The organism is uncultured Microscilla sp., assembly GCF_947493425.1.
Classification (GTDB): Bacteria; Bacteroidota; Bacteroidia; order Cytophagales; family Microscillaceae; genus Microscilla.
In genome coordinates, this window is sequence record NZ_CANLRP010000085.1 from 18,073 (window position 1) to 36,402 (window position 18,330).

The following is an 18,330-nucleotide window of genomic DNA, read 5'->3' on the forward strand; positions in this document are numbered from 1 at the left end:
CATCGCTAATAATGAGTAGTTGCTTGCAACACAGGTATACATCAGCATCTAAAAACTTGAGACTATAGTTACCTGTGTGGCTAACCTTGTTGAAGTTTAAGGCGTCCTTTATTTGGAGGGTTTTTCAGGCGTTTTTGTTGGATTGGTACCACTTGAGTTTTTTGGGCAATCAACCCTTCGTCGAGATGCTTGAAATACTCATACACAAAGTCTAAAAACCAACGTTTGTTATGAATTTTAAAATCGACGTCTTGGTCAGAAATAGTCAAGCGCTCCATAATGCCTTGAGTGTATTTATCGCCTGAAATATATTGGTTGATCCAACGCTGTAAAGCCAAAGCATCACCTTTTTCTTTGCGGTACTTTTTAAAATAATAGGCGAGTGCTTTCATCAGTTCTATATCTTTAGCCTGGCGGTACTGTTGCCCACTTAGCAAGCCCAACAACTTCTGTTGGGCTTTAGCGCGCAACTTGCCAAAACAAAGCCCAACATCCAAGGCATTGACATCTACCCTTGCTTGTACCTTCAGCATGAGCAAAAGCTTATGTCCTACTTTGGGTAAACTTTCAGTAAACTGCTGTAAAATTATTTGAAATTGTGTTTGTAGACGCTCTTGCAAATCTTTGTAAACAGTTTCGGGGCAATAAGCATTGGCAGTGGTCAACCGTAGTTTGTCTGTTTCCTGAGATTGCCCTTCATTGGTTGCCAGTAAGTCTTCTAACCCGGTGGTATGCATGCGTTTTTGACGTTCTTTAGACAAAAGCGTGTTCAAACGGTTGCGAATACACTTCGCAAGGTAAAACCGGAACACGTTTTGGGTTTTGCAAGCCTCCATAAAAGCGGGGCTAGGCAGTGTTTGCGACCTCAAATACAAATACACCTCATGGTAAAAATCATGTTCGAACTGGCTGTAGTATTTAAATCTGCTGATGTATTCAACCACTTTTTTGCGAATAAATCCTTGGTAATTTGCCAAAACCTCGTCATATTTTTTTGCCTGAAGCCAAGCAACCACAGTAGATTGATCTATTTCACTTTTAGAGTCTGTCATTTTGTTCTAGTGTTAAAAATTTGATTTATAAACCCACAGGCAATGCGCATAAGTGTTTGGTGTAAAAACCGGGGGTTTCAAACATCTTTATTAACTTTGTGTTTGTTTTTGTATACATTATCAAGTCGACTTGTATCTATATACTTTAGTTGCACCAAAAAACAGAGTTAAAAAGACCAAATAAAGTTTATTTAAATTTGTATCTTACTGATTGTAAATATTTTACAAAATGGTTTTTGTGTAAAAAAACCATCTTTTTTACTCCACAACTGTTTTTATTAAAAAACTTCTGATACTATGGAGGGTTTTTTGATAATTGTTAGTATGGTATATATATCAAATCACGAAGCATTGTGCTAATGCCTGAACCTGTAAAAGATATTGATCTTGCCGAAAAAGTGGCAATCCTAAAAACGGTCAAAGTATTTGCTGAAACCGATCAGGATGTATTGGTGAATATTGCCAAAGTATTGACCGAAGAACATCACCCCAAAGACTCTCTCATTATCAAAAAAGGAGATCCTGGCGAGTCTATGTACATCATAGTAGATGGTGCTGTACGAGTACACGATGGAAATTACACCTTTGTGGTGTTGCGTAATCGAAATGTATTTGGCGAATATGCCTTGCTCGATACCAAACCCCGGTCGGCAGATGTAACCACCCTTAGGCGTACCCGCCTCTGGAAACTTAACCAAGACGTTTTTTACAAGGTAATGATGAACCATATCCAGATTATGCGGGGCATTTTGCGGGTATTGATCAGGCGCTCGCGCAATCACAATGTACTGGAAGAAGAACTCGTACAACAAAAGAAAAGCATAGAAGCTCAAAACGAAGAAATTACTACCATTAACAGTTCACTGGAGCTCAAAAATGCGATTATTGAAGAAAAAAATTACCAAATACAGGACAGTATTCTCTATGCCAAGCACATTCAAACAGCCATGGTGCCTACCCTGGCAGATGTAAAAAGTGCTTTGCCCAATTCATTTATTTTTTGGCAACCCAAAGACATTGTCAGTGGCGATTTTTATTGGTACGCCAAAACTGTTCCCCGCCCCATTTATGAAGAAACCCAAACGTTTGAAGGCATACAAAAAATTTTTAAAGGATTTGACACCGAAAAAGTGATTATTACTGCGGTAGACTGTACTGGGCACGGGGTGCCAGGGGCTTTTATGTCTATGCTAGGAGCCAATGCACTTAACCGTATTGTAGAACTGGAAGGGATCACAGAACCTGACCTGATTTTGCACCACTTGCACAAAAGTGTTCAAAATGCACTTCGCCAAAGAACCTCCGAAAACCGGGACGGCATGGATATGGCATTGTGTGTAATAGACAAAGAACAAAGAACGGTCGCTTTTTCTGGAGCAAAAAGTCCCCTGTTTTATATACAAAACAATGAATTGCACCAGATCAAAGGAGGCATGATGCCTATAGGTGGACACCACTGGGAAGACCACGAAAGAATGTTTGCCAAACACACCATCAAGGTAGACCAACCCACGGTGTTTTATATCTTTTCGGATGGCTACCGCGATCAATTTGGTGGTCCCAGAGAAAAAAAGTTTATGCTTAAACAATTCAAGGAGTTGTTGCTGGAAATACACTTGCTCCCTTTTAACGAACAACACGATATATTAGAAAAGAAATTGAACGATTGGAGGGGCTACATTCCGCAAACTGACGATGTGATTGTGATAGGATTTAAGATAGACTAAAGATGTTACAGTAGGTCGTAAATCTTAAGTAAAAGAAATTGTTAGCTACGGTTTTATTTCTATTTTTGCTTTTAAAGTAGTCATATAACCCTCTGTATAATATAGCTTTAAGTAAAAAAAAGATAAATGGATAAATTAAGGTCTTGGTTAGTAGCTTTTATGGCAGTAGTTATGCTCATTGGGTTTGTATGGCGCATCAATGTTCCCGATTATTATAAGCTGGAGCTGCACTATCAGCAAGTCAATTTTTTGACCACCAATGCCCTGATACAAACCCGTGGAGTGGCCATTGGCAGGGTAGAATCGGTGCAATTGACCGACTCACTGGTAAAAGTAACCGTTGACATCAACCAGGATGTGAACATTCCCCGTGGTTCGCAGTTCATTATCAAACCCAAAGGTTTGGTGGGCAAAAGTATGATTGAGGTAAAGTTTGCCAAAGACAAAAAAGATTACTACAAACCTGAAGAGGCCATTGTAGGCATTACCGAAAACGCTCACCAATTTAATCCTGCGCAACTTGAAAAGTATCTTTTTAAAGGTTTTAAAGGCATTATAGGGCGAGACGATTCGTTGCTAAAACAATTGAAAATAATGAACCAACGCCTGGAGCAACTCAAAAAATAACCCATGTATAACAAATTATACCAATGCCTTGCTCTTTTGGTCTTGTTATGTCTCAGTACGGCTTGTGAGCCCACCAGCACCCAAGGCAAATGGATACCTCAAGACAAACAACAGTTTTTAAAATTTTGCAAAGAATCCCGGAAAAACAAAAATATACAGCTCTCTGGCCAACAAATTGACCGCGTGTGCCACTGTGCGCTTAAGCAAGCCATTAAAACTTATGAATCGTTTGAAGCAGCCAATGCCGATTCAATACGCCAAATAGGAACCACTTGCGTAGACGAGATAAGCAAAATGCCCTGATACGCCATGAAGTATATTCCAGTAAGAGACATCAATGCTACCCAAAAGGCAACCGATTTTCAAGAAGATTTTAGCATTAGAAGTACTTATGAGCTGCCCACCACAGGCAAAACCCTGAGCCAACCTCTTCACCGACACGACTTTTTTTATATGCTTGCTCTGAACAAAGGCAGTGGAACCCACGAGATAGATTTTGTACCTTATGAAGTTTGTGACCATTCAATTGTGTTCATGCGTCCAGGGCAAGTACACCAACACCAGCTTAAGGCAGACAGGACTGGCTACTTAATCGCTTTTAAGCCCGATTTTTACTACCCTACCGATTCCACTCTTTATCAGCTGTTACGCAAAGCAAGTAGTGTTCATTTTTATCAGTTAGCCCCCCAAAGGTTTGACAAACTACAGACAACGATGGCATCTATGCTACACGAATATATCCACAAACAAGTGGGGTATCGTGAGGTAATCAAAGCTCATTTGAGCATTCTTTTTACTGAATTGATCCGTCAAAATGCCCAAACACTTGATGTCCCTTTATATCAACAAGAGAAGCTAGACGAATTTTTACTACTTGTAGAAACCCACTTTGCTACCCACAAAAGCCCGGCACAATATGCCCAGCTCATGCATTTATCTACGTATCAGCTCAACGCCATCACCAAAGCGACTTTGGGCAAAACTTGTTCGAAGGTGATCAGTGAGTATATTATTTTAGAAGCCAAGAGGTACTTGCTCGCCACTACCCATCAGGTAAACCAAATAGCCTATCATTTGGGCTACGACGATGTGTCTTATTTTATCCGGTTTTTCAGAAAACACACCGGGCATTCGCCCAAAGCTTTTAGACATAAGTAACGGCACAGAAAAACACCCCTACAATGAAGCACCACATTACCATCAGCTCATAATTAGACCTTAATCTTATCAAACTACATTTTTGTCCTACCTTACCTGTGGTTTTAGCCACTACTTTTGTACGCAAGTATTTAGGGAGTAATTAAAAAATAGGATACAGGTTCTGGCAAAAGAGCAGCTACAAAATAGGTACGTTATTTCTTGTTTGCTCCCTTATTTAAACAACCAAAATATTAGACCAATGCAACAACAAAAATGGGATGAAAGATACCAGGCACGCGCCTTTGCTTATGGCAAAGCCCCCAATGTTTTTTTTGAAGAATGGTTACCAAAATTTACCCCCGGAAAGCTGTTAATGCCTGCTGACGGGGAAGGACGCAATGGGGTATTTGCGGCAACTCTTGGCTGGCAGGTTACCTCGGTTGACCTAAGCGCAGAAGGACAAACCAAAGCATTGCAACTGGCGGGCGAGCAAGGGGTCACGCTTGACTATAAGGTGGGCGATTTGGGCGAACTTGATTTCGCAAAAGAAACTTTTGACGCCATTGGGTTGATATATGCCCACTTCGATGCCGACAAAAAAACCACCTATCACCAACAACTGGCAAACTGCCTAAAGCCTGGTGGCATTATCATACTAGAGGCATTTAGCAAGGCACATTTGCACTTTAGCGCCCTTGATCCTAAGGTGGGTGGTCCCAAAAATAAGGCTATGCTGTATTCGACCGACGAAATCGCTGCCGATTTTCAAGGGTATGAAATGCTCAAGTTAGCCGAGGAGGAAATAGAGCTTAACGAAGGGCTATATCATATTGGCAAAGGCTCAGTAGTACGGTTTGTGGGGCGAAAACCTTTCAAAAATGAATAAGTTGCACCTGAGTACAAACAAGTAGTAAGCAAGGCGATTGTTTATAGTCGAATATTCATGAAGCTGTACGCTCTTATTACCATTATTTTTATAGATTTGTGTGAAGTTTTTAACCCATACATTTTTATTTAGATAACAAAATACAATTTATGTCATTACTAGTTGTTGGTTCGGTGGCGCTTGACACCATCGAAACCCCATTTGGAATTTCAGAAAGAACCATTGGTGGTTCTGGTACTTATATTTCTTTGTCATCGTCTTATTTTGCCTCTCATTCAAAACAAGTAAATGTGGTAGCCGTGATTGGAAACGATTTTCCAGAAAAAGGCATGACTACTTTTAAAGAACATGGGGTAAATACTGACGGTATTCAGGTAAAAGAAAACGAAAAATCGTTTTTTTGGCATGGCAAATACCACCATGACATGAACAGCCGTGATACTTTAGTAACTGAGCTAAATGTATTGGGTGACTTTGATCCTGTGATACCAGAAAGCTATCAAGATTGTGAGTACTTAATGCTAGGCAACCTTGCCCCTAAAGTGCAGCAAAACGTAATTGAGCGCTTGAAAAAACGTCCTAAGCTCATTGTAATGGATACCATGAACTTTTGGATGGAGCCTGCCTTTATCGATGATTTGAAACATACCATGACAATGGTAGATGTGTTGTCGATCAACGATGAAGAAGCGCGTCAACTGTCTGGTGAGTATTCTTTGGTAAAAGCCGCCAGAAAGATCATGACAATGGGACCTAAGTACTTGATTATTAAAAAAGGAGAGCACGGGGCTTTATTGTTCCACGACAAAAACATTTTCTTTACTCCTGCCCTTCCTCTAGAGGAGGTATTTGACCCAACCGGAGCAGGCGATACATTTGCGGGTGGTTTTATTGGCTACCTGGCAGACACTGGCGATGTGTCTTTCGACAATATGAAACGTGCCATTGTGTATGGGTCGGCAATGGCATCTTTCTGCGTGGGCAAATTTGGCACTGATGGTTTGATTGACCTGCCTTCTGATGCTTTGACTGAACGAGTAAGAGAATTTGTTGACTTGGTTCAATTTGAAATAGCCATGGTCTAAATACCGCCATTTTTTATATGCTATCCCCTTCGAGATCAAGCACTTAAAGAAAGATGCTTTTTTCGAAGGGGATGTTTATATTCAATATACATACACCCACCTCTTGTTTCCAGTTACTCCAGTTTTTTCAGGCTATTTGGCATAGCCACCAGGTATTCCTAAGGAAACAATTACATAAAAAACCCCTGCCTTGAAGAGAGCTTCCTGACAGGGGATATACTTATAAGCTTACAAGCAAATTAGTCTTTTGTTTTGGTGGGTTTTTCAGCCGCTTTATCGGTGGTGCTGCCAGGTCCTTCGCCGGTAACCGCCTTAAAAGTAGACTTCTTTTTGATATTGTCTAGCCATACAAATTTCTCAGCAGTAAGCTCTACAATGTCTCGTTCTACATCCTGCATTACCCGGTGCTCGGTAGAGGTAAGGTGCACTGCTTTGCCATCTTTTACCAATCTCCAGCGACCTGCTTCTATTTTTTTATCTGAGTGAAAATATTCTTCAAAAGTCCCATCCTTTTTAAATATCAGGTAGTCATTGGCTTTTTCCACATTTTCTATCGAGCCGTCTTTGTGTTCAAAAGAGATTTCTTTCCATTTACGCACCAGATTTTCGCTTATTTCGGGATATTTTTTCAGGGTATTCTCTTCAAAATCCTTCTTTGCCTTTTCTTCTGCGCTCGGCTCGTTTGTTTGCGTATTGCTGGCAGTATCGGTTTTGGTAGTACTGCTATCTTCGCCAGAACTGTTTTCTTTAGAACCGCCGCCACCACCACCACATGCCGCCAAAAAAAGGAGCATTGACATCGCGTATAAGGCATTTTTGAGGTTCGTTTTATTTAAATATCTCATCATTGATTGTTTAAAAAGTTGGGTGGATCTAACAACTGTACCAAAAATAGAAAAAGCAATGGATTTTAAAAATGAAATCAGGCACTACTTTGCAAGAAAGCCCCACTTGTAGGCTTTTTGTAGTACATCAAACAAGCCAGGTGATGCAACTGCCTATATCGAGTAGAGCCACTTTCTTTGGTTGTTTGATAAAAAAAAACCAACTTTCGGAATTAACTCAAGTAAAATGAAAAAAATAAAGCCTTCCAAAAGAACAAAATATTTGAAGAGGTACCCCGCCATAGTGCTGTTCTATGGATTAGGTTATTTTGGTAGTTTTACTTAACGATTGTATACTTCAATTACTATTATTATAATGAAAAAAAACTACTCCCAGTTGATGCAATCTTTCATTGCATTGCTTTTTATATCGCTCACGGGTGCTTATGCCCAGCAAAGTACCATTCAAGGCACAGTTTCCGACAAGTTTGAACCTTTGATAGGCGCCACTGTAGTGGTAAACGGCACTACTAATGGTACTACTTGCGACATTAACGGCAAATATACGCTGACAGTAAAGCCTGGTACTTATAAGCTCACCGCCAGTTTTGTAGGTACCCAATCGCAAACCAAAGAAGTAACGGTAGCTGCCGGACAAACTGCTACCCTGGATTTTGTATTAGCGCCTTCTTCATCGATGAACGAAATTGTAGTGGTAGGCTCCCGTGCCGAACCACGTACTTTGATGGAAACTGCGGTGCCTGTAGACATCATTTCCAGCAAAGAAATCACCAACTCATCGCAGGAAAATGTCGGACAAATTTTGCAATACCTTGCCCCTTCGTTCAACTCATCGCAACAAACCATTTCCGACGGTACTGACCACATCGACCCTGCCTCGTTGCGTGGCTTGGGGCCAGACCAAGTGCTGGTATTGGTGAATGGTAAACGTCGTCATACCAGCGCATTGCTCAATGTAAATGGTACGGTGGGCAAAGGAACCGTAGGAACCGACCTCAATGCCATTCCTGCGGCGGCAATTGAGCGTATAGAAGTATTAAGAGATGGCGCTGCTGCTCAATACGGCTCCGATGCCATTGCTGGAGTCATCAATATTGTACTCAAAAAACAAGTAGGTGTAGCCCAGATTAACTCGCAACTTGGGGTAACCTCTGAGAGCGATGGAGCCATGGGCAGGCTTGGGGTAAACTATGGCTTTAGGGTAGGCAAAAAGGGTTTTGTAAACGTAACCGGAGAGTTTGTAGACCGGGAAGCAACCAATCGTTCTGGAGATTATACGGGTACAGTGTACGGCGACGCCCGTGACAATGACTTGACTGACTTTTTTGCCCAAACGGGTTTGGGTGGCAGGCGTGTAATGGCTATAGGAAACTCTGCCGGACGCAACGGGCAGGTATTTTTCAATGCCGAAGTACCCATAGTGGGGGGAGGCGAACTGTATGCCAGCGGTGGCTTTAGTTTCCGTAAAGGGCGTGCCAACGGGTTTTATCGTTTCCCAAAAGACCAAAACCGGGTAGTGCTCTCTATTTATCCCAATGGGTTTTCACCCGAAATACACACCGACATTGTCGACCGATCGTTGACGATGGGTTTGCGCGGCGAAAAAAACGGGTGGAACCTCGATTTTAGCAATACACGAGGGTCTAATGGTTTTGACTTTAACGTAGAAAACTCTAACAATGCTTCTATGGGGGCAGCTTCTCCTCTTTCGGCGTATGCCGGAGGCTTTCGCTACGGACAAAACACCACCAATCTTGACATTTCGCGCAAGCTAGACATAGGCTTTGACCTTAATGTAGCTTTTGGGGCAGAGTTTCGCTTAGAACGCTACGAAATTATTGCAGGCGAAGAAGCTTCTTACATCAACGGAGGGCAAGAGTCACAACCGGGTGTACAAGGAAGCGCAGGTATCCAGGTTTTTCCAGGGTTTCAACCACAAAACGAACTCAACCAAACCCGCACCAACACTGCTGGCTACATAGACCTGGAAGCCGACATTACTGAAGCCTTGTTGGTGGGGGTAGCCGGGCGATTTGAGTCTTACAGCGATTTTGGCGATAATTTTAGCTGGAAAACAGTGGCTCGTTACAAAATCAGTCAGGCATTGTCTTTACGGGCGGCCTTTAGTACCGGTTTTCGTGCCCCGTCGTTGCACCAATACTATTTTAGCAATCTAAGCACACAGTTTATCACCATTGGGGCAAACCAAGTGCCTGTGCAAGTAGGTACTTTTAACAATGAAAGCAACGTAGCACGCGCCTTTGGTATAGATCGTCTTAAGCCTGAAGTATCACAAAACTTTAGTGTGGGCTTTACTGCCCAACCAGTAGCGGGTTTGTCGTTGACTGTAGATGCCTACAATATCGACATCAAAGATCGCATTGTGCTGTCTGGCCGCTTCGATGCAGCCGACTATCCTTTCCTTACTACCCTGGGCGCGGGTGCAGCCCAGTTTTTTACCAATGCTGTAGATACCCGTACTCAGGGGCTCGACGTGGTGGCAAACTATCGTAATGACCTGGGCAAGGGGGCCATTACCTTGACCGCTGCGCTCAATCTCAACCAAACCGAGGTGCAAGGGCAGGTAAAAACGCCTCCCTTGTTGGCAGGCAGAGAAGAACAATTGTTTAACCGCGAAGAAATTTCTCGGCTGGAGGTAGTACAACCCCGTAGTAAGTTGATTTTGTCGGCGTTGTATGAAATTGGCAAATTTGCCTTTACTTTACGCTCTACCCGTTTTGGCGAAGTACAGTTTCTGCACCCCAACGATGGCGACCCTGCCAATTGGGCAGTCAATGAGTTTACGGGAGAAGTAGAAACCAGAGACCAAAGTTTCTCGGCAAAGTTTGTAACCGACCTGGACATTGCCTTTAAGCCCACTACAAACCTACAACTGGCCATAGGCGCCAACAACTTGCTGAATGTATACCCCGATAAGCTTACCCACTCGGCCAACACCAGCCTGGGGCGCTTTGTATACAGCCGTACTGCTGCCAACTTTGGGGTAAGAGGCATGTTTTTGTATGGCAGAGTAGGGTTAAAGTTTTAGATAAATGCAGTTGAATCATTGGCTTTATTCAAGGTCTTATACATTTTTTTTAACAAAAATTTAGAAACCGTACACTAATTTTTAGCTATTAATATTTGCTTAGAAGTTAACTTTATCAGTTTTAAAAGTGCTTGAATAATAAGGCCTTTCTTTCCGCCTTAGTTTGTTAGCGTGAAGTTGAAAATCCTCCGAGTACAAGCTCGGAGTTGTAAACCGAACTTGCCTTCGGGGAAATTTAAGCAATGAAGCCGTTAAAAAATGATCACTGAGCGAGGCACGAGCGAATGTTTGAGCATTTTAGGCGCAATGGATTAAATTTTAGCGATCAAACTACAGCGGTGGTGCTTGAACTCTCCGAGAGCAAGCTCGGAGCTGCGAGCCGAACTTGATTCGGAGCTTTTTTTGGTTCGTTTTTTTAGCTAAAGAAAATCCATGATCCTCCGAGAGCAAGCTCGGAGTTGTGAACCGAACTTGATTCGGGGAAATGAACGGATGCCTGATGCACACGAAATTCGGCTTTATCCTGCAACTTAGCAGATCAACGTCCATTTTTATGTTGTAAAACCAGCAAAAAAGACAAGAAATGCCTAGTATAAAAAAGTGTACGGTTTCAAAAACAAAAATTCTTTCTTCTTTAGATAAGTAACATTTTAGGTTAAAAATAAACATCTTGTAGAATTACTTGATTTTGATATGTTAGGAACACACGCGGGACGCGTGCGCCAGCCGTTGGTATCAAGTTTTAACCCATCACAAAAAAACCAATTCGCTTCCAGAACGAATTGGTTTTTTTGTTACTGTTAATGGGTATAACCTAGCAGATTTTAGACGAACTAAGTGTTTTAAGCAGTTTATTTCTTTGCTACTTTTACCCTTATTCCTTCCGAGTGGCTGGCAAACTCAGGTGCATACATACACTGAATGCTTGTAATGCCATTAGAGAAATTGCCAGCGTGGGTTACCCGCAAGGGGTACTCAAACACATAAGAACCTTTGGGCAAAGCCCCAAAAAAGAAGTGCGTAGCCGCATCGCGGGTGCTTTCATAATAACCCAAGCCGTCTTGCCATTTATAGCGTGAAATAGTGTTGAGCGGCTCCAGCCCCGATGCCCGCATGTCTTTCATGTGTACATATTCCATCAAACGATCTACCTTTAGTTCAATGCGCACCTTGATCAAGTCGCCCACCTGCAGTTTGGTACGCTTGCCTATGGGTGTAATGACAGGACCAGCGTCAGAGTTTTTCTGCAAAAACAATTGCTTCTTTAACTGCAAAGGAGTTTTGGCTGGGGTAATTTTGTCTAGCTGCTCAAAATACTGCCAGTATACCGACCCCCACGCCACCATTGGGTTAGGGTTTTTCACAGTTACCTCAGCCATTGCCGGGGTTACTTTTTCGGCGTTCCAACTCATTTTGAAATACCCCGTACCTGCTTCTACCTTGCTCAAGCTGTTTTCGCTCAAGGGGTCAATTTTTTGCCCGCCCATGGTGATCTCAGCCATTTTGGTTTCGGCAAGCCATTGGGTACCTTTCAACAATAAGGCATAGCAAGCTTCAGAGGTTGCCTTGGTGGTTTTCCAGTCTTGGGTCTGTTTAGATTTCAACAAAAAGGTGCGTAAATCATCTACTGCCTTTTGGTCTTTAGCTACCTCGTCAAACACCTCTATCATCAAGGCTTGTTTTTCTATAGGTGCCTGGTACCAGTAATAGCCTCCCGTTTCGCGCCAGTACATCCCCATCTCTTCAGACTTAATAGCGTATTGACGCAGCGACTTCACTATGTTTTGTGGAGTGGTTTTGTCGTCGTAGCGGTGCAGCCCCAAAGCAATCATTCCCCACATATATTTATTCTTATTAGTCCAGTATTTCTTGGCTTGTCCCTGATAATAAGCAAACGCCTCTTTGGTATGTGCCGGAATGGGCAAGTCTTTGAAATAACTGCGGGCATACAAATATTGAATTTGCAGGTACCACAAGTGATCATCGCTCATTTTTAACTTGCCTCGCTTGGCAAGCCGCAACAATTCCCGATAATCTTCATTGATCTTTCTATCAAGGTACCCCACTGCTTTGCGGGTCATGTTCCAGGCACGCTTGTCTTTGCGCACATTCTTTACTCCGAGATGATCCAGGTGCCCCATGCCGGTTACAACGTGCTGGGTAATATAACGGTCTTCAGGCCCGCCGTCGAACCAAGGCCAGGCGCCATTGCTTACTTGTTTTTTTACCAGCTTGTTCAAGGCACGCTGTAGCTCATTGCTCATCCGGTTGAGGTCAAACAACACCCCTACCCTACGCTTGCGCTCACTTTCGCTCTTGGAGTTGAGCACCCAGGGAGTTTCACGCAATACCAACGACTTAAGCTCTTGGTTTTTCTCAAGGTTGCTCAACAAGGCATCGGGCGTGATGTTTTTCCAGCTATCAAACACTTTTTTGATGTTGGGGCTTGAGTTGGCAATGTGCGAAGCAATGCTGTTGGCATAAAAACGACTAAAAGTTTGCTCAGCACACTCATAAGGAAACTCCATCAGGTAAGGTAACGACTGGATAGCATACCAGGCAGGGTTAGAGGTAAACTCCAGGGTAACCTTATGATGACGCAGTGTTTTAGAGCCCGCACTTGCCTTGAGTTTGGCAAAGGTAAAAGTTTTGGTTTGCCCACTTCGCACAGGCAACGGCATTGTTTCGGTTACCAACATACGGTTACTCAATACGGGCAAGGTCATTTCTTCACCATCGGCAAATTTGCCCGATTTTGCCACTACTCTATAAGTAATCGCTTGGGTGCCTTCCGGAATTTTGATGTTCCAGCTCAGCGCAGTACTACGCCCCTTGGCAAGCTTAAAAGATTGTTGCGCCTTGGTGTTGCCCATTTTGGCATCTATAGGTTGGTTGGTAATGGCATCAAATAAAAACAATTGGGCGCTGCCCTTCATTGCTTTGTCGGTAATGTTGGTCACTTTACTGCTAAACGTCATTTGGTCGTTTTCACGAAAAAAGCGAGGAGCATTGGGTACCACCATCAATTCTTTTTGGGTCACCAGTGTATTGCTAATCATTCCATACTTTAGGTCTTGGGTATGCGCAAACCCCAACATTTTCCATTTGGTGAGGGCTTCGGGTATGGTAAACTTAATGATCACTTCGCCCTTTTCGTTGGTTCTCAACTGGGGGTAAAAGAAAGCCGTTTCGTTGAAATTGGTGCGGGCTTTTACTGTACCCAAGTCTTCTTTTTTGGCTTGTTTGCCTCCCTTTTGCTGAAGCTGTGGCTTGTTTGCCACCACTTGTCCCGCAAGCTTGTCGTTTTTACTGCGTTTGCGTCTGGTTTTTACAGAAGATTTCTTTGCCATATCATCCAATACTTCTTCCCCTTTTTCGCTTTCGTAGTCGGCATACAGGTTCCCTCCCGGCCTGCGTCCAAAGTAACGGTAGTAATAAGAGCTGAACGAAAACCCAAACCAATTAAAGCGATCATACCTTTTGTTTACTGACTGCTGGCTGGGGTTCCAGCCACTACTGTAGTTATTAAAACGGGTTGTATTAAATACATTGCTGCTGTTCCAGCGCAACGTAGCGTAATAATTACGATAAATGCCAAAGTCAAACGAGTTAGACCTAAACACATCCAGTGAAGCATCATATAAGGTAGCCACCATTTCGGCCGCCACTTTGTCTCCTTTTTTACCCTTAATCTTAAGCCTCCATTCTTCTTTTTGTCCTGGGTTCAGTTTGTTTCTAAAAGTTTCAAAACTAATGTCCAGGGCTTTGTTGGTACGAGGCACATATACCAATTGCGAACGGTTGTACAAACGATTGTTATATACAAAAACAAAATTGAAAGCCAAATTGCCCCGGTAAGCTTCTACAATAGGAATCTCAAGTATTCGTTGGCGTTTTTTCAGCGTCAGCCATTCTTTTTTTATAATTTTACCCTGGTGCTCTATTTCATACAGTATTTGGGCTTTGGGCAAGGCAGTACCTACCAAAAACTGCGCGGTTTCGCCTGGCTCTGCTGTTCCCTTGAGGGTAGTCAGGTAACTAATGGCATTGGTGGCTAAAGTCTTGCTTTTGGGGTCAAACACCTCAAAGTATTTCACCGATTTTACTTCTTTGCCAAATTTATCTTTTGCCTTGATCTCTAGCATATAATACCCCGGCTTCCAGCTTTTGATATTGGCTACAGTCAACGCCTTGCTTTTTTGGGTGTCAAACTTGGCATTGTATACCTCGCTTTGTTTTTTCCAGCGATAGCGGTTATTTTCATCTTTGTACAAATCATCCGGAAACATCTTTTGCCACTCAGCTATAGAATACAAATACTTATCGGGTTGACCCCAGCGTCGTTTTCGATAGGTTTTGTCCGGAGTTTGCAATCGATGAATCACAATATTGCCTTGGGCTGGTTCAAAAGTGCCACTCAGGTTAGTACTATTGATCTTCCATTCGTTTTCACCCGTTTTATTCACTTTTGACGGCACGCTCACGGCAAGCTCAAGCGCCCGGTAGCCCACCCCTACCGATAAGTTACCACTACGGGTTTCGCCGTTCAGGTCGGTTACATCGGCATATACAGTATAAGTAAATATGGGGTCAGATTGGGGGCTTACGCTTAGGTCGGGTATGGCCTTAAACTTTACCTCAAACTCGCCGTTTTCGTCGGTTTTTGCCACACCATTGCCAATCTCCATTTGGGGCGACGATGGATAATACCCATACCAGTAGTAAAACCAATAAGGGAAACGTGCTTTGCGCACCACCCGGTATTTCACCTTGGCTCCGTCTATATTGGCACCCGAATAAGCCTTGGCTTTGGCTTTGGTCGTAATGGTTTCGTTGAGCTTAAAGCTCCCTTTTACTGGGGTAAACTTTACTTCAAATTTGGGACGTTTGTAGTCTTCTACCGAAAAATACACCGAATTTTGATACCTGCGCCCCAAACTACTGGCAATATGCATTTGCCCATTAAGCCCGGTATTGGGCGCCATAAAACTGCCACTAAATGTACCATACTCGTTGGTAGTTACATTGAGGGTCGCTACTTTCTGGCGGTTTACATCATATAGGGTCACTGAGCTTGCCTGTTTGGTGAGCAACTTGTGCGACTCGCCATCGGTATTGAGCACCACTCCTTTGAAATAAACCGTTTGCCCAGGGCGGTAAATCTTACGGTCTAAATAGAAAAATACCCTGGTGCGGGTACGGGGCTTTCGGGCAATCGTACGATACAAGTTGCCATACCTGCTAGAGTAGGTTTTGGGCGACAAGGTGTAAATTTTGTCGGTACCTTGGTTAAACTCTACATAAAAATTGCGTTGGTTACGTTTGTTTGATTTATAAGGTACCTTGATGTAACCTTCTTTGTTGCTCATATACACCCCTCCGTTTACTTTTGTATAGCGGCTTTTTTGGTAGTTGTAATAAGTGAGCCATACCTGCGCTTTTACTCCTGCCAGTGGTTCACCCGTTTTGCGGTGCAACACATAAAACTCTGTGGCACCCTCCCGGCGTACATTGCGGTGTACCCAAGCAATGTCCGATACAGTAAAATAAGCATAAGCAAGCCCGTTGCCTCCTATGCTAAAGTCGGGCTTGGCGCTGGCTATAGCTACATAAGTACCATGGGGCAAGCCATTCAGTTTTTCTTCAGCATAGTGGGTTTGGTAGTCCTGGTCATTGGGCAAGCTGGTTTCTGAAGTTTTCAGAGGGCTTTTGGCAATGTAATGCTTCAGTATATCTTCATGGTAGCTTCGTTTACGCTTTACCTTGACTATTTCTTTCATACTGGTTTTTACAAATCGCCAGTACACTTTGTTTACGTTTCGAAAAGAAACCAACGCCCTAAAGGGAGCATTGCTCAGGTTGGCTTCTTCTATGGTAATACCAATGCTTTTGCCCCTGATGGTTTTTTGCAGGTTTTGGCATAGCACTGCTCCATCTGACTTCGGAAAACGGTCAATGCCTGTTTGGGCTATCTTAAGCGCCTCTTTCATCTTCCACTTGTTTTTGCCCGAACGACGCGGGTTGTATTGCGTGCCTTGGGTGTATATCAACTGTGCTATAGTGTGGGTTACCTCCGACGAAATGGGGTATTTCAGACTTTTTTGTTCCAATTGGCGCAAAGCCTGTTTATACAGCTCCTCTTTGTTGCTGGTGGTCAGGTGCTGGTACACAAAAGCCAATCGCTTGAGGTCTACATCTACCAACGCCGGATAGTTTTTATCTTTGAGGTGAAATTTGATCAAGTCCTGCAAAATAGTGACCATATAATACTTGTAAGACATGGTGTCTTGGCTGGCAATGTTGAGTTGGGCAAACTGTTCTACCCCTTGCAAATAGGTGGTTTTGTTTAGGGTAAACTGATAGGCGGGGCGGGTAATATTGGGTTCGCTGCTCTGAAAAAAATTGATGGCACGATGGGCAAGAAAATCATACAAAGTAGGACGATGTTGGCGTTGCTTTTTACGCCCCTTATGGAGCACATCATCATAAATATCAATCTTGGTTTGCTGCAGTTTTTGTGGGTTTGCCAACGATAACTTGTACTGGCGTATGGTTTCGTGTACCACTTTATGTAAGTCCCAGGTGCTAATGTCGTCTTGTTTGGCATTGACAGTGGTAGATCGGTTCAAAAACCGATACCGGTTTACCTGATAAAACTGCCAGTAGATTTGTGCCAACATAGAATGCAACAAGGGCTTGACGGGATACTGGGCACTGGCGGCCTCCATACGCAAAGCTTCCAGGCTTTTTATCAGCGAATTCTCTTTGACCGCCCCTATGTAGCGTAGTTTATACACAGTGGCCTTTACCAGTTGTGAGGCATTGTTGGTTTTTTTGGCTTGAGCATAGATGTTATTCACTACCTTGTAAGCGTCTTTGGGTAAACGTTTACTATCCAGCGAATCCACCTTTTTCCACAAACCATCGTAGGTTGCTTGCTTTTGCGAAAAACCACGAATCGTTACCAGGCAGGCTAACACCAAGGTGAGCCATAAGCCTTTGGTATGCAAGGTCTTTATCTTCATAATGTATATTTTATTGAATGTATAGGGTTGTTGTCTACTAAAAGTATAGTTGGTATAATTAACTGGAAGACAACTAAAATTAGGAAAAGGAGTAGTAAAATGCAGGTTTATAGAGAGTTTTCTTTTGGGAGCAAGTGTGTTTCGCCTCGGTTTGTGTCTCCACAAATAGCTCCGCCACAGCGCCTGGGAACAGTGCTTTTCAAGGTTTTGGTCAGCTCGTGTCTCCACGAGCTGAGGCGATGACGGTACTGTGAATAAAAATATTCTTCTGAAGACTACCAAATCTAAAAAAAGATATGCATCTTGTGCTCATCGAAGTGGGTGTCCTCAATAAAGTAAAACCTTTGCCGGAGGGCAATTTATTTAGGACTGCTTCAAATACGCCTTTAACAAGCTGACTATAAGCAGGTTGCCTATTCGGAAAACTTGCTAAAACGGGCTTAAAAAGCTCTTTGATGTATTGATTTTTTTGATTTTAACCTATAGTGATTTTACTGTAACTCACTGGTAATTAGTTGATAACAAAGAAAGACGACTTTAAGAGCTACTTCCATTAAAACAAGGATTGAAACCATGAACAAAACCGACCTGCAAAAATACAAAATTGCTTTAAGAGCTACTTCCATTAAAACAAGGATTGAAACTGTGAGGTGTTGGGGCTGGATACTGAGAAAAGTTACACTTTAAGAGCTACTTCCATTAAAACAAGGATTGAAACACCACCAACACCACCAAACAAAGTATTCTTTAAGAGCTACTTCCATTAAAACAAGGATTGAAACGATGATTTGCTGGAGGAGATCAAGAAGCAAAAGGACTTTAAGAGCTACTTCCATTAAAACAAGGATTGAAACTGTGAGGTGTTGGGGCTGGATACTGAGAAAAGTTACACTT

The 18,330-nt window shown here is 42.9% G+C and carries 10 protein-coding genes and 1 CRISPR repeat array; of the genes, 7 read left to right on the plus strand and 3 right to left on the minus strand.

Features of this window, described 5'->3' with window-relative positions:
• Positions 1–80 precede the first annotated feature (80 nt).
• Complete coding sequence (locus Q0954_RS19985) at positions 81–1,052, minus strand: hypothetical protein (RefSeq protein WP_299459405.1); 972 nt, start codon at positions 1,050–1,052, stop codon at positions 81–83.
• A 359-nt stretch (positions 1,053–1,411) separates the two neighbouring features.
• On the opposite strand from Q0954_RS19985, the gene Q0954_RS19990 reads away from it, so the two are divergent.
• The 6 genes from Q0954_RS19990 to Q0954_RS20015 all read left to right on the plus strand — a co-directional run bounded on the left by Q0954_RS19990 (position 1,412) and on the right by Q0954_RS20015 (position 6,517).
• Entirely contained in the window at positions 1,412–2,779 is a 1,368-nt protein-coding gene (locus tag Q0954_RS19990) for a cyclic nucleotide-binding domain-containing protein (RefSeq protein ID WP_299459407.1), read from the plus strand.
• Between the two features lie 126 nt (positions 2,780–2,905).
• Positions 2,906–3,406, plus strand: a complete 501-nt coding sequence (locus Q0954_RS19995; RefSeq protein ID WP_299459409.1) for an MlaD family protein — start codon at positions 2,906–2,908, stop codon at positions 3,404–3,406.
• Positions 3,407–3,409: 3 nt separating this feature from the next.
• Positions 3,410–3,709 carry a hypothetical protein gene (locus Q0954_RS20000; RefSeq protein ID WP_299459411.1) on the plus strand — a complete coding sequence of 100 codons (300 nt, stop codon included), beginning with the start codon at positions 3,410–3,412 and terminating at the stop codon, positions 3,707–3,709.
• A gap of 6 nt (positions 3,710–3,715) precedes the next feature.
• Complete coding sequence (locus Q0954_RS20005; RefSeq protein ID WP_299459413.1) at positions 3,716–4,564, plus strand: AraC family transcriptional regulator; 849 nt, start codon at positions 3,716–3,718, stop codon at positions 4,562–4,564.
• Positions 4,565–4,805: 241 nt separating this feature from the next.
• A complete protein-coding gene (locus Q0954_RS20010) occupies positions 4,806–5,432 on the plus strand; it encodes a bifunctional 2-polyprenyl-6-hydroxyphenol methylase/3-demethylubiquinol 3-O-methyltransferase UbiG (RefSeq protein WP_299459415.1) in 627 nt (208 codons plus the stop codon).
• 149 nt (positions 5,433–5,581) lie between these two features.
• Positions 5,582–6,517 (plus strand): PfkB family carbohydrate kinase, encoded by a 936-nt coding sequence (locus Q0954_RS20015; RefSeq protein ID WP_299459417.1) that lies wholly within the window; start codon positions 5,582–5,584, stop codon positions 6,515–6,517.
• A 239-nt stretch (positions 6,518–6,756) separates the two neighbouring features.
• On the opposite strand, the gene Q0954_RS20020 is transcribed toward Q0954_RS20015, so the two are convergent.
• The gene (locus Q0954_RS20020) at positions 6,757–7,365 is read right to left on the minus strand and encodes a hypothetical protein (RefSeq protein ID WP_299459419.1); all 609 of its coding nucleotides are present in this window, start codon (positions 7,363–7,365) and stop codon (positions 6,757–6,759) included.
• A gap of 376 nt (positions 7,366–7,741) precedes the next feature.
• Between Q0954_RS20020 and Q0954_RS20025 the strand changes: the two genes are divergently transcribed.
• The gene (locus tag Q0954_RS20025) at positions 7,742–10,411 is read left to right on the plus strand and encodes a TonB-dependent receptor (protein WP_299459422.1); all 2,670 of its coding nucleotides are present in this window, start codon (positions 7,742–7,744) and stop codon (positions 10,409–10,411) included.
• Positions 10,412–11,262: 851 nt separating this feature from the next.
• Here Q0954_RS20025 and Q0954_RS20030 read toward each other — a convergent pair.
• Entirely contained in the window at positions 11,263–17,436 is a 6,174-nt protein-coding gene (locus tag Q0954_RS20030; RefSeq protein ID WP_299459424.1) for an alpha-2-macroglobulin family protein, read from the minus strand.
• A 535-nt stretch (positions 17,437–17,971) separates the two neighbouring features.
• A CRISPR array of direct repeats spans positions 17,972–18,290; the repeat unit is 37 nt; unit sequence CTTTAAGAGCTACTTCCATTAAAACAAGGATTGAAAC.
• The last annotated feature ends 40 nt before the right edge of the window (positions 18,291–18,330 follow it).